Raw genomic sequence first — 13,028 nt, forward strand, 5'->3', positions numbered from 1 at the left:
TTAGCGAATGAAGCGCATCGTACCGAAATCCTGCCGGTGCCGCTTGGCTCAATCGCGCGCGGGGAGATGCAGCCCAGACCGCACATCACATGGGCGACGGGCGATTTCGCGCGCGAGCCGCCAGACGAGGCGTGCTGCCAGACGCGCGGTCCGGCCGTCGGGGTCGAGGGAAGGGTTGAGTTCGGCGACGTCAGCGAGGCGAAGCTTGCCGCTCGCGACGGCGATGCGGATCACCGCCTCAACGACGGCCGGCTCGACGCCGATCGTCGCCGGCGCGCTGACGCCGGGCGCGCACGCACCCGACAGCGCGTCGAGGCACAGCGTCAGGTAGAGCCAGTCGATGCCGGCGAGGAAATCGCGCACCGTGCTGGCGGTTGCATCGAGATCGCGCGCGCCCATTTCCTCGTCGAGGCGAAACGCGACGCCAAGCGCGCGGGCGCGGTCGAACAACGCGGCAGTGTTCGCCGCTTCGGCGATCCCCAGCACGCAGTAGCGGAAATTCCAGTCGCGGACTCCGCAGTCCGCAGCGATCTGGCGGAACGGCGTGCCCGAATTGCCCGCGGGTGCCGTGCGCAGGTCGAAATGAGCGTCGACGTTGAGTATGCCGATGCGCGGCGGGTGCGGCTCGCGGATCGCATGCACGGCAAATCCCTGCCAGGCTGCCCACGCGATTTCGTGGCCGCCACCGAGACCGATTGGCACATGGCCGGCCTCGAGCAGCGCCGTGATGCGTCGAGCGTAGTCGCCCTGCATCGTCTCGAGCGTCTGCTCGCCGGCGTCGTGCGTGCTGGCGCCCACATCGCCGGCGTCGCCCGCGTCGTACACCGGCCACTCTCCGTGCCAAGCCAGGTTCGCGAGCGTGCGGCGCAGCGCCGCGGGGCCTTCGGCGGCTCCGGCGCGGCCATGGTTGCGCCGCACGCCGAGGTCGCAGGGAAAACCGAGCAGCACGATGCCCGGGGGCGCTTCGGGCGCCAGCATCTTGACGCATTGGTGCCAGCGCAATGCCCGCGGGCCCTCATGCACGTCGATGCGGCCGTGCCACGGCCCCCGATCCTCTTCATCCTTGTGCGACATCACCGGCTCCGCTGATTTGTCCGCCGAACACGCGCAGCGCGAGCGGGTTGTAGCCGAGGTGGTAGCACAGCTCGGCCGGGGTATCGACGTTCCACAGGCCGAGGTCGGCGAGTTTTCCGGCCTCCAGCGTGCCGAGGTCGTCGCCGCGGCCGAGCGCCCGAGCCGCGTTGCGCGTGACCCCGGCGAGCGCAGCGGCGGGGGAGAGGCGGAACAGCACGCAGGCCATGTTGAGCGCGAGCAGCAGCGAACTGAGCGGCGAAGTGCCGGGGTTGCAGTCGGTGGCGATGGCGACCGGCACGCCGAGCGCGCGCAGCCGCGCGGCCGGTGGAAGGTGTGTCTCGCGCAGGAAATAGAATGCCCCCGGCAGCAGCACGGCGACGCTGCCGGCCGCGGCGAGCGCCGCTGCACCGGCTTCGGAGAGGTGTTCCAGATGATCGGCGCACAGCGCGCCGTACCGGGCCGCGAGTGCCGCGCCACCCGAATCCGAGAGCTGCTCGGCATGCAGCCTGACGGGAAGCCCGAGCGCACGGGCCGCGCGGAACACCGCTTCGGTCTGCGCCGGGCTGAACGCGATGCGCTCGCAGAACGCGTCGACGGCATCGACGAGGCCTTCGCGATAGAGCGCCGGCAGCATCACGTCACAGACTTCAGCGATGTAGTCGTCGGCGCGTCCGTCGTATTCGGGCGGCAGTGCGTGCGCGCCGAGGAACGTTGTCGTCACGCGTACCGGCGCGGTGTCTCCCAGCGCGCGCGCTGCGCGCAGCATGCGTCGCTCGGCGGACAGTTCCAGCCCGTAGCCGGACTTGATCTCCACCGTCGTGACACCCTCGGCGATCAGTCGGGCGAGACGCGGCCGGCTCGCGACTACGAGCGCCGCCTCGTCGGCGGCCCGCGTCGCGATGACCGTTACGCGGATGCCGCCGCCGGCGCGCGCGATCTCCTCGTAGTTCGCGCCCTGCATGCGCAGCTCGAACTCGCGGGCGCGGTTGCCGGCATGGACGAGATGGGTGTGGCAGTCGATCAGCCCCGGCAGCAGCCAGCCGCCGGCGCCATCGATCTCCTGGGCGGCGCGGGCCTCGCGCGGCAGGTCGCGTTCGGCGCCGAGCCACTCGATGCGCCCGGTCCGCACCGCGAGCGCACCGTCACGCAGCGCGCCGTACGGTTCGTCGCCGGCGAATGTCGCGAGATGCACGCGGCGGAACAGCAGGTCCCAGGCGGCCATGTGATCAGGCGTCGTGCATCGGCAGGCGCAGGCCGATTTCCCGCGCCGTCGCGAGCGCTTCCTCGTAGCCCGCGTCGGCATGGCGCATCACGCCGCTCGCCGGGTCGTTGAACAGCACGCGTGCGATCCGCCGCGCCGCCCCGTCGGTGCCGTCGCAGACGATGACCTGGCCCGCGTGCTGCGAATACCCCATGCCGACGCCGCCGCCGTGATGAAACGACACCCACGTCGCGCCGCTCGCGGTGTTGAGCAGCGCGTTGAGCAGCGGCCAGTCGGACACGGCATCGGAGCCGTCGCGCATCGCCTCGGTTTCACGGTTCGGGCTCGCGACCGAACCGGTATCGAGATGGTCGCGGCCGATGACGATCGGCGCATGCAGTTCGCCGTGGCGCACCATCTCGTTGAACGCGAGGCCGACGCGGTAACGGTCCTTCGGGCCGAGCCAGCAGATGCGCGCCGGCAGGCCCTGGAACGTGATGCGATGGCGAGCGAGATCGAGCCAGTTGTGCAGGTGCCGGTCGTCGGGGATCAGCTCCTTCACTTTCGCGTCGCTGCGATGGATGTCCTTCGGCTCGCCCGACAGCGCGACCCAGCGGAACGGGCCGTAGCCACGGCAGAACAGCGGGCGGATGTACGCCGGGACGAAGCCGGGAAACGAGAACGCGTCGATGACGCCGGCGTCGTGGGCCATCTGGCGGATGTTGTTGCCGTAGTCGAATACCGCCGCACCGGCTCGCTGCAGCGCCAGCATCGCGCGCACCTGGTTGGCCATCGAGCGCTTCGCCGGCTCGATGATGCTCTGCGGGTCGCTGCGCTGGCGCTCGCGCCATTGCTGCAGCGTCCAGCCTTGCGGCAGGTAGCCGTGGATCGGATCGTGCGCGCTGGTCTGGTCGGTGACGACATCGGGCTTGACGCCGCGGCGCGCGATCTCCTCGAATACGTCGGCTGCGTTGCCGACGAGGCCCACCGACAGCGTGCGGCCCTCGGCCCGCGCCGCATTGAGCAATGCGAGCGCCTCGTCGAGCGAAGCGGCCTTGCGGTCGAGGTAGTGCGTCTTCAGGCGCAGGTCGATGCGCGTCTCGTCGCACTCGACCGCCATCATCGAGAAGCCCGCCATCGTCGCCGCGAGCGGCTGCGCGCCGCCCATGCCGCCGAGTCCGCCGGTGAGGATCCACCGCCGCGCGGCGTGCCCGCCGAAATGACGGTCGGCGCAGGCGGTGAACGTTTCGTATGTACCCTGCACGATGCCCTGCGAGCCGATGTAGATCCACGAGCCCGCAGTCATCTGGCCGAACATCATCAGGCCTTTGCGGTCGAGCTCGTTGAAGTGCTCCCAAGTTGCCCACTTCGGCACCAGGTTGGAATTCGCGATCAGCACGCGTGGCGCATCGACGTGGGTGCGGAACACGCCGACCGGCTTGCCGGACTGCACCAGCAACGTCTCATCCTCGCCCAGTTCGCGCAGCGTCGCGAGGATCCTGTCGAAGCACGCCCAGTCGCGCGCCGCGCGCCCCATGCCGCCATAGACGACGAGATGTTCGGGGTGCTCGGCCACTTCGGGGTCGAGGTTGTTCTGGATCATCCGCCACGCGGCCTCGATGAGCCAGTTGCGGCAGTGCAGCGTCGCGCCATGCGGCGACCGCACGATGCGGCCCGGCGCGTAGCGAGGATCGGTGCTGTGGACTTCGTTCATCGCGGCCTCCTGCGAGCGCTTCAGAGGGATTCGTCATCCGGCGTGGCGGAGCGGGACGCCTCGCCGTCCGCCACGCGTTCGGAGTCGAAAGACAAGGGACAATGGCGTGCGAAGGCTCCCGCCGACACCTCGTCCTTGATCGATGCAATGTCGGGCGCGAAATAGCGGTCGATGTCGTAATGCGGGACGCGGCTGCGGATCAGCGCGAGCACGGCCTGCAGGCGCGGCGAGGTGCGGTGCGGTGCGCGCAGCTCGACGCCCTGCGCCGCGGCGAGCAGCTCGATCGCGAGGATCGTCGCGGTGTTGTCGGCGAGCTCGCCGAGCTTGCGGGCGGCGAACGTCGACATCGAAACGTGATCCTCCTGGTTCGCCGACGTCGGCAACGAATCGACGCTCGCCGGATGCGCGAGAAGCTTGTTCTCGGAGGCGAGCGCGGCCGCCGTGACGTGCGCGATCATGAAGCCGGAATTGACGCCGCCTTCGGTGACGAGGAAAGGCGGCAGGCCCGACAGCGTGGCGTCGATCAGCAGCGCGATGCGCCGCTCGGCCAGCGCCCCGATCTCGGCCGCGGCCAGCGCGAGCGCGTCAGCGGCGAAAGCGACCGGTTCGCCATGGAAGTTCCCGCCCGACAGCACTTCGCCGCTGTCCGGAAAAACCAGCGGGTTGTCGGACACGGCGTTCGCTTCGATCAGCAGGACGCGCGCGGCGTGGCGCATCTGGTCGAGGCAGGCACCCATAACCTGCGGCTGGCAGCGCAGGCTGTACGGGTCCTGCACCTTGCCGCAGTCGCGATGCGCAAGGTTGATCCCGCTGCCCTCGAGCAGCTGCCGGTAGGTGGCGGCAGCGTCGATCTGCCCCGGCTGGCCGCGCAACGCGTGGATCCGGGCATCGAACGGCTTGAACGAGCCGGCCGCGGCGTCGACCGACAGCGCTCCGGCGACGAGCGCGGTGCGAAACACGGTCTCGATCGCGAACAGATTGACGAGCGCCAGCGCCGTCGACACCTGCGTGCCGTTGAGCAGCGCAAGGCCTTCCTTCGCCGCGAGCGTCATCGGCGCGAGTCCCGCGATCGCCAGAGCCTCGGTCGCGGGTACGTGTCGGCCGTCGACATATGCCTCGCCGATGCCCAGCAGCAGCGCCGAAAGGTGTGCGAGCGGTGCCAGGTCGCCGCTCGCGCCGACCGAGCCTTTGGACGGCACGCGAGGGATGACGCCGGCGTTGAAGAGCCCGAGCAGCGCATTGATGAGTTCCATGCGCACACCGGAGTGTCCGCGTGCAAGGCTCGCGATCTTCAACGCCAGCACCAGGCGCACCGTCGGCGCCGAGAGCGGTTCGCCGACTCCCACCGCGTGCGACAGCACGAGATTTTTCTGCAGAAGTTCGAGCTGATCGTCCGGGATGTGCGTCTGCGCGAGGCGGCCGAAACCGGTGTTGATGCCGTAGGCCGGCTCGCCGCTGCGCGCGATCGCCGCAACCGTCGCGGCGCCGCGCGCGACCACCGGAAAGCAGGCCGGTTCGAGCTCGAGCCGGCTGTCGCTGAACGCGATCGTGCGCAGTTCGGCGAGCGTCAATCGGCCTGGATGAAGGCAAACGGCAGTCATCGGGAGTTCCCCCTGGTGGCGCTTTGACCGCTCGTGCGCCGGAAAATTTGTTGCCCGGGAGGCGACCGCGGTCATACGGCACTCGTCGTGCCAGGATGGTCCGCTGCCCGGGTTCGTGCAGCGGATGCCATTCACCGTTTGATCATAGACTGACGTTATTCAATTTGCGTTATTCGATTGGCTGGCCCTGGAGGTGGGAAGGCGCTACCCTTGGGCATCGCGGCATTCGCAGTCTGCCGAAGACCAAAAACGAAAATCCGGCCAACTCGGCGATCATCGCCCCATGACGGCAGCGTGCACTCCGACCATCCGTTCCCGACTCGCCCTGCTCGTCACGGCGTGCATCTTGCCTGCGTCATTGATGACCGCGGCGCTGATCCATTACAACTATCAGCGCGAGAATGCTCAACTCGTGCGCGAGGTGATCGCGACTGCCCGCGCACTGACGTCCGCGGTTGACCGCGAACTGGCCGCGACGGAGTCGGCGCTGAACGTCCTCGCGACGTCGCCCTACCTGGCTTCCAACGATCTCGCGGCCTTCCACGACCAGGCGATGCAGGTTCTGCAAACCCGGTCGGCCAATAACGTCGTGCTGACCGATACGACCGGCCGACAGCGGATCAACACGTTCCGGCCGTTCGGTGAACCCTTGCCTTTCGGAGGGGTGATGCCGCAGTTGAGGCACGTCCTGGAAACAGGGCGTACGTATGTCTCCGGGCTTTTTGTCGGGCCGGTGGTGCACCGGCCGGCGCTCAGCGTCTCGGTACCGGTGCACCGCGACGAGCGGGTCGTCTACGCTCTGAGCATGGGTTTTTTTCCGGATCGCCTGTCCAGAATCCTCAACGAGCAGCGCCTGCCGGGCGGCTGGACCGGCCAAATACTGGATGGCGAAGGCATTGTCGCTGCCCACACTGAAGTGGAGCAGTTCATCGGGCGGAAGGGTTCGCAGGCCTTGACAGAGAGGCTCGCCGAAGCCGCCGAGGGATCGATCGAAATCCTTACCGACGCGGGCCTTCCTGTCATATCCGTTTTCAGTCGATCCGCCGTTTCCCGGTGGACGACGGTCATCAGCATTCCCCGGGAAGCGCTCACGAACCGGCTGCAGCAGTCGCTCGGCTGGCTGGTCCTCGGTACGGTGGTTCTGCTGGGCAGTAGTCTGCTTCTTGCTTGGAGGCTCGGGGGCCGGATTGCCGGCGCTTTCTACGGATTGACCGGTCCGGCCGTGGCCTTGGGCTCCGGCGAGGCGATCGTCGTTCCCAGCTTCCGGCTACGGGAAGCCGACGAGGTCGGAGGAGCGCTGATCAAGGCATCCGCGATGTTGCAGCAGACCCGGCACAAGGCACTCCACGACGAACTGACGGGCTTGGCCAATCGGGCGCTGCTGAACGAAATCGTCAACGATCAACTGGCTTTGTCACAGCGATGCGACACCGAACTCGCTCTCCTCTACATTGACCTCGATGGCTTCAAGTCGGTCAACGACCGCCACGGCCATGGAATCGGCGACGAGCTGCTGCGAGCCGTCTCGCAACGCATCAACAGCGGAATTCGTCGCTCCGACGTCGCTGCGCGGCTCGGCGGTGACGAGTTCGTGGTCGTAGTGTTCGCGGCGGGAGCCGACGGGGCCGCGGCGCTGGCGCGCAAGCTGGTGGAGAGTCTTTCCGATCCGTACCGAATCGGAGAAATCTCCGTTCGCATCTCTGCCAGTATCGGCATTGCAATATATGCCGGCGTGGAAACCACCTGTGAGAAATTGCTGCAGCAGGCGGACGCCGCGATGTACCGCTCCAAGGCCAACGGCAAGCGATGCTACACCTTCATGCCGGCAGAGCAGGGTTCCGGCGCATGGCCCGATAACCAAGGCGGCACTGCGTAGCAATTTCCCGGCAGCGGGGTCTGCCGTCGTTTCCCGGGACCGATTTTTGACAGGGAGACGGGGTGTCCTGATCCGCGTACAGCAACGACCGCAGCATTCGCCTCGCGTGCCGGACATCCGGGGTGCGACAGTTAATCTCGTAACTATATGATTTCGTTACACACGACTTTGACACGCTCCACTACAACAAGGCCTTTGGCGAGGTCGCTCGCCGGAGTTCCGCAGCGCCTGATGGTCGGCCGGGCGGATCTCCGTCAGCCACAAGCAACCCGCGGTACGGCGAAGACGACACCGCGTGCGGGAGAAGTGCGCACCTCAGGCACTCGTGACGACGTGGGGAATAAGGACTTCCAGGGTAGTGCCCGTGTGTGCCGACGAATCGATCCTCAATTCGGCGCCGAGAATCACTGCTCGTTCCCGAATACCGCTGAGACCATTACAGCAAATCGGGAGTGCGTCTGGATCGAACCCGACACCGTCGTCACGAATCAGCAATTGCAGGAACTGCCCGCGCCGGGTCAGGGAAATGTCGATGTGTTTTGCCCTTGCATGCCGCGCCGCGTTGGTCAGGGACTCCTGCACAATGCGGAAGATTGCCGTGATCGCCGTGCTGTCGAGGTTGCCGCACAACTCGTCGCCATTGATGGACAGACGGCAAACGATGCGGGTATGGGACGAAAATTCCTGCGCCAGCCATTCGATGGCGGGCGCCAGCCCGAGGTCGAGAACCTTGGGCCGGAGTGTGCTGGCAATGTCCCGAACCCGGTAGAGGATATCGTCGGTCAGGCTTTCCATGCGCAGCATCTTGGCAACCGAACGTGAATCGAGACCGCCGGCCTCCCGCATGCAGGACAAATCCATTTTCAGGACGGTGAGCAGCTGCCCCAGCTCATCGTGAATCTCGCGCGCGATGGCGGATTTTTCCTCTTCGCGAATCATGCCGACGCGCACGCACAAGTCACGCAGAAATTCCTCGGACTGACGCAACTTCTCTTCGTTGCGCCGGGCATCCGTGGCATCCAGCATGATGCCGTCCCACAGTACCATTCCGGCATCCATGAGCCGGGGCGTGGCCTGGAGACTGATCCAGCGCTCGGCGTGGGTACCGGCACAAAGACGTCCCGCCCAGCTCCACCTGGTCAGGGTCTCCGATGACGATTTCATGGATTGGTGAAATGCCGCGATATCGTCGGGATGAATCAAACCGGTGAAATTGTCCGAACTGCGCCGCAGCTTTTCCGGCGCAAGGCGGGACAGGGCGACGATGCCATCGCTGACATACTGGAACCTGGGCAGATCATCGAACCTGTGCATGGCAAGCTGGAATACTGCGCCGGGTACGTTCGAGACAATCGCCTTGAAACGCGCCTCGGTCTCACCAAGAATGCTTTGAGCCCCCCGGATATCGGTGATGTCGCGGCCATCCGCCCAGACCGATTCAACCGGGCCATTTCCCGTGAGCCGCTCGGGCGCGACATGCATGCGAAAGCAGCGCAGGCCATTTTGCGTCGGCAGCCATAGCTCCTCCGAACGCTCCTTGCCATCGTTGTAAGCCCGCTCCAGCAGATCGCACCACTGGGTCGATATCTCGCGGAGGATTCCAAACTGGCTCAAGCCGGCATCGGCAATGGCATCCATGGCGATACCGAAATTTCGGCAAAACGCCGGGTTGGCGTACTGAATGTCGAAATTGCCGCCGAACCGGGCGAACATATCCTTCGACTGCTGGACCCACGTGGCAAAAGCCTGGTCATAGTTGAGCTGCGGCGCCCCGGCGGCGGCGGTGACTTCCATCGGCATGGCCCGCTTCATCGCCCGTACCTAGAAACAGGCTTCCACGGCGGCTTCCGGCGCATATTTGAGCAACTCGACATTGTTTTGGCAGTGCAGCTTTTGCATTGCCCGTATCTTGTGGGTACTGACCGTCTTGGGACTCACGGACAACTCGTTGGCAATTTGCGTTACGCTCTTGCCCGCTTGCAGCATGCGCAGAATCTGGGATTCCCGGTGGGTAAGCTGCTCTTGTACCGAAGCAGTCGGCATACGCACATCGAAAAGGATTTTCTCGGCCAGATCCGGATCTATGTAACGATGACCACTCGCCACCTTGCGGATGGCCGACAGCAGGATTTCCCGTCCCTTGCCCTTGGTCACGTAGCCGCTTGCACCACTCTGCAGCACCTTGGCCGCCAGTTGTGTTTCGCCGTACATGCTGAGCACGAGGATGGGCAAGCCTGGCCACTCGCTTTTTACCCGCCTGACCAGATCGACGCCGGACAGGCCAGGCATCGACATGTCCAGCAACAGCACATGGGCGTTGCAGGTCTTGATGGCGGCCAGCACCTCGCCGCCATTGGTGGCCTCGGCTACTACCTCGACATCCTGCATGGCGGCAATTGTCATTTTCAGACCTTCCCGAACAAGGAAATGGTCGTCGGCTACGAGTACCCGTATCATGAAAATCCTCCTTGGTGGTGCTTCTGATTCCGTAATGCCGCAATGAGAGCGGTCTTCTTCATGTATCGGTCTACTCGCAACAACCGTACCTGACAGCCAATATGTTGTTTTTATAGGACTATTTGTTACTGAATGAAAACATCACCGAAGCCCGATGTGGACTAGATCAGCCAGAAAACAGTCGGATGGTCAAAATGAACCATCCCTGCACAGGACAGTGCTCGAGAAGTCCGAAATGGTGATTTTCGGCTTGAGCTGGAGATCGCCGCTTTTCGGGCCAACAACGACAAACGTCTTGCTTCAGCTTTCCGGGGGGCTTTTCCGGCTCCTGAGCCGGTAGCGTAATTGCGAGCGTGTCAGCCCCAGCGTGCGCGCCGCGGAACTGACATTGCCAAGGCTGCGGGCAAGGGCGGTATCTACCAGAAGAGATTCCACATTCTCCAGCGACACGCCCTTGTCCAAGATATGCTCAACCAACTCCCTGATTGCGTGATCTTCGCAGGCGAGCAGTTTTCCGTGCCTGTCGACGCTGACCTCGGGAACTTCCGGCCCGTTGCGGGACGAGGTCAGAAACAGGTTCGAGACATCGATTTGTTCGCCATTCTGGGTGAGTAGCACGCCGCGCTCGATCATGTTCTCCAGCTCGCGAACATTCCCGGGCCAGGAATAATTCATCAGTGCGTGCATGGCGCGGTTGGTTATCCTGGCCGGACGCTTGCCTTCGCGGGCGGAAAATTTTTCCACAAAGCGCTGGGCCAGCAGGGGGATATCCTGCACCCGCTCGCGCAGGGGGGGAACCAGCACCGGCAGGATATTGAGGCGGTAATACAGATCCTTGCGAAAACGCCCCTGCTCGACGGCCTGCTTCAAATCCACGTTGGTGGCGGCGACTATCCGGACATCCACCTTTCTGGTTTTCGTGTCCCCCAGCCGCTCGATGTCGCCTTCCTGAATGGCCCGCAGCAACTTCGTCTGGGCGGACATGCTCAACTCGGCAACCTCGTCCAGAAACAAGGTACCCCAATGGGCACGCTCGAAGCGGCCAGGACGGGAATTGCGCGCCCCTGTATAGGCGCCTTTCTCGACGCCAAACAGTTCCGATTCAATCAGCGGCTCGGGCAGCGCCCCGCAGTTAACCGCCACGAAAGGACCGCTGGCACGGCTGCTCGCCTTGTGCAAGGCACGGGCGAACACCTCCTTGCCCACGCCCGTTTCGCCAAGCAACAACACCGTTATCTGGCTGACTGCCGCTTTCTGGATCAGCAACCACGCCGCCTTGAAGGCCGGAGATATCCCGACCATGTCGCTGGCTTCCATGGAGTCTTCGATGGAATATCGAAGCCCCTGCACCTGCTGCTGGAGTTGCAGGATCTGGTCGGCAATGGCGTCCGGGTGGAAATGGCGCAGCAATTCCTCGGCCTCGGCTGGTGCCCAGCCCTTGAGCGGCTTGCCTATGAGTCGCGACTGCCCGGGTCCTTCCTCGCATTCCTTGAACAGGATGAATGTGCCCATTATCCCGCTTACATAGCCTGTGGCATATCCTTGTTGCATCCAGCCGGTTGAGCCCGGCTCGACACCGAATATTTGCCGGTGGACCTCCCCTTCGAATGAGTTTGACCAGAGAACCTCGGAATAATAGGTACCCTTGGCAATATCCGCATCGATGCGGACCGGGTCGACCTTGACGAAGCCCTCGAGGTTATGCAGCAGCGGTCCCTTGCGGATGATCTCCGGATCGGGCGCGTCGGGATAAAGTTTGCGCACGAGTTCGGCATCGCACATACCTGCTGCGTAGCCCATCCGCGTCAGCAGTCCGCGCGCCCGATCCGAACCGAGCGTGTCGGCCAGCTCCTTGCGCAGGCTGCCCAACGCTTTCATGTGCAGGAGAACCATCCTCTCCTCGCCCAGCCAGATATTCCCTTCCGTAAATTCGAAACGCAACCGTGTGGCCAGATCCTCAATTCCGAACGCCGAATCACCAGACTCGGCGAGCGCTTTCAGTTTTTTCTGCAATCGTCCGTCCTCTGGCTTGGCGGTCCCCGGCAACAGAACCCGATAAGATCGCCGCAGTGTATCAGCGATCAACCATTCCCCACGTCGCCAGATGATCCGGCGGTCGGCATCGACATCGACATCATGATTACCGCAGGCGGAGGGCAATTGCGCTGCTGTATCAGTATATTGAGAGCATTTTACAATATGGGCATGATCAGCTTGAACCAGAACATGTCGCCCTGAAACCGGTTTTCGGCGCGGGATTCCTTTTGCCACTGGAAAATCAGGTGAGAGTGAGAGGCGGTCTCGTATTTCACGCTCGGGCCAATCGCAAATACCTGGCCGCGATTTCCGTCCGCGCCGACCTTCACGCCGTCCCGTTCATCGTTGTTTGTTTGCCGCAAATAGTAACCGCTCACGCCCACGGACCAGGGGCCGATGTGTTTTCCGACCAGATAGTCCATGTGAAACTCGTCGCCCGACCGGTAGTCCGTGTCCTTGTTCCTCGTCTTCATGTTGTACATGAACTTTCCGCTGACTTCCCAGCCATCCTTGCCCAGGTAGGTCAGCGCGAACACCGGCTCGAAGCTGTAGTAGTTTGCGCCGGGATTTCTTCCTGGCGCGTTTTTCCTGTTGTACGCGCCTGTCGGCAGGTAAATATCCAGGCCGAGTGCGTAATGCCATTCCGGCGAGTGCCAGGTCAGCACGACCGGCGTGATGTTGGCATCGCCGAAGCCGGTTCGACCGTTCCTGGTGCCGGCGACATTGATCGAGAGATCCATGACTGGCGGCAGGAACACGGCCCAGCCATAGTTGGCGCCGAGCAAGGTCGTCTCCGTCACTTTCACGAAGCGCGGTGCTTCGAAAGTGGCATCGAGGCGGACGCCATTTCCGTTCGGGGCAGTGACCTTGTTGCCGCTGCGATCGCGCAGCGTCCCGGAAACATGGCCGAAATAGTTGAGCAGGTAATTTCCCGGAGGCGGAAGCGCTCCCGCGAACCAGTTTTCCGCCCCGTTCGGGTATTGATCCCCCCCTTCCTTGGCCTGCACGGCTCCGGCCATCAACGCCAGGGTTGCCAGCACCGCAATCGCGCTGTTTCTCATTCGCCAC

The 13,028-nt window shown here is 64.1% G+C and carries 9 protein-coding genes; 1 reads left to right on the forward strand and 8 read right to left on the reverse strand.

Going from position 1 to position 13,028, the window contains the following annotated elements; translation table 11 throughout:
- Window positions 1–48 precede the first annotated feature (48 nt).
- From hutG to hutH, 4 genes are read right to left on the reverse strand one after another with little or no spacing between them, the layout of a single operon-like run.
- Complete coding sequence (hutG, locus tag EBN1_RS16205; protein ID WP_011239048.1) at window positions 49–1,074, reverse strand: formimidoylglutamase; 1,026 nt, start codon at window positions 1,072–1,074, stop codon at window positions 49–51.
- Window positions 1,058–2,296, reverse strand: coding sequence for an imidazolonepropionase (gene hutI, locus EBN1_RS16210; protein ID WP_011239049.1), 1,239 nt, complete (start codon window positions 2,294–2,296; stop codon window positions 1,058–1,060). Before hutI ends, hutG begins: the two co-directional genes overlap by 17 nt.
- 4 nt (window positions 2,297–2,300) lie before the next feature.
- Window positions 2,301–3,989, reverse strand: a complete 1,689-nt coding sequence (gene hutU, locus EBN1_RS16215) for a urocanate hydratase (protein ID WP_011239050.1) — start codon at window positions 3,987–3,989, stop codon at window positions 2,301–2,303.
- Window positions 3,990–4,009: 20 nt separating this feature from the next.
- Entirely contained in the window at window positions 4,010–5,590 is a 1,581-nt protein-coding gene (gene hutH / locus EBN1_RS16220; RefSeq protein ID WP_011239051.1) for a histidine ammonia-lyase, read from the reverse strand.
- A 361-nt stretch (window positions 5,591–5,951) separates the two neighbouring features.
- On the opposite strand from hutH, the gene EBN1_RS16225 reads away from it, so the two are divergent.
- Window positions 5,952–7,466 (forward strand): bifunctional diguanylate cyclase/phosphodiesterase, encoded by a 1,515-nt coding sequence (locus EBN1_RS16225; protein ID WP_157866633.1) that lies wholly within the window; start codon window positions 5,952–5,954, stop codon window positions 7,464–7,466.
- A 315-nt stretch (window positions 7,467–7,781) separates the two neighbouring features.
- Here EBN1_RS16225 and EBN1_RS16230 read toward each other — a convergent pair whose 3' ends face one another.
- The 4 genes from EBN1_RS16230 to EBN1_RS16245 form a co-directional block, all read right to left on the reverse strand.
- Entirely contained in the window at window positions 7,782–9,266 is a 1,485-nt protein-coding gene (locus EBN1_RS16230; RefSeq protein ID WP_162014370.1) for a PAS domain-containing sensor histidine kinase, read from the reverse strand.
- A gap of 21 nt (window positions 9,267–9,287) precedes the next feature.
- Entirely contained in the window at window positions 9,288–9,923 is a 636-nt protein-coding gene (locus tag EBN1_RS16235) for a response regulator (protein WP_011239055.1), read from the reverse strand.
- Window positions 9,924–10,223: 300 nt separating this feature from the next.
- Complete coding sequence (locus EBN1_RS16240) at window positions 10,224–12,194, reverse strand: sigma-54-dependent Fis family transcriptional regulator (RefSeq protein WP_241762753.1); 1,971 nt, start codon at window positions 12,192–12,194, stop codon at window positions 10,224–10,226.
- Window positions 12,116–13,021: a SphA family protein gene (locus EBN1_RS16245; RefSeq protein ID WP_011239057.1), complete on the reverse strand. Its 906-nt coding sequence runs from the start codon at window positions 13,019–13,021 to the stop codon at window positions 12,116–12,118. The genes EBN1_RS16240 and EBN1_RS16245 overlap by 79 nt, the downstream gene beginning before the upstream one ends.
- Window positions 13,022–13,028 lie beyond the last annotated feature (7 nt).

This window comes from Aromatoleum aromaticum EbN1 (assembly GCF_000025965.1).
GTDB lineage: Bacteria > Pseudomonadota > Gammaproteobacteria > Burkholderiales > Rhodocyclaceae > Aromatoleum > Aromatoleum aromaticum.

Coding starts and splice junctions, on each gene's coding strand:
- EBN1_RS16225 (WP_157866633.1), top strand. CDS start 5,952: ATGACCGCGGCGCTGATCCATTACAACTATCAGCGCGAGAATGCTCAA.
- hutU (WP_011239050.1), bottom strand. CDS start 3,989: ATGAACGAAGTCCACAGCACCGATCCTCGCTACGCGCCGGGCCGCATC.
- EBN1_RS16245 (WP_011239057.1), bottom strand. CDS start 13,021: ATGAGAAACAGCGCGATTGCGGTGCTGGCAACCCTGGCGTTGATGGCC.
- hutI (WP_011239049.1), bottom strand. CDS start 2,296: ATGGCCGCCTGGGACCTGCTGTTCCGCCGCGTGCATCTCGCGACATTC.
- EBN1_RS16235 (WP_011239055.1), bottom strand. CDS start 9,923: ATGATACGGGTACTCGTAGCCGACGACCATTTCCTTGTTCGGGAAGGT.
- hutH (WP_011239051.1), bottom strand. CDS start 5,590: ATGACTGCCGTTTGCCTTCATCCAGGCCGATTGACGCTCGCCGAACTG.
- EBN1_RS16230 (WP_162014370.1), bottom strand. CDS start 9,266: ATGCCGATGGAAGTCACCGCCGCCGCCGGGGCGCCGCAGCTCAACTAT.
- hutG (WP_011239048.1), bottom strand. CDS start 1,074: ATGTCGCACAAGGATGAAGAGGATCGGGGGCCGTGGCACGGCCGCATC.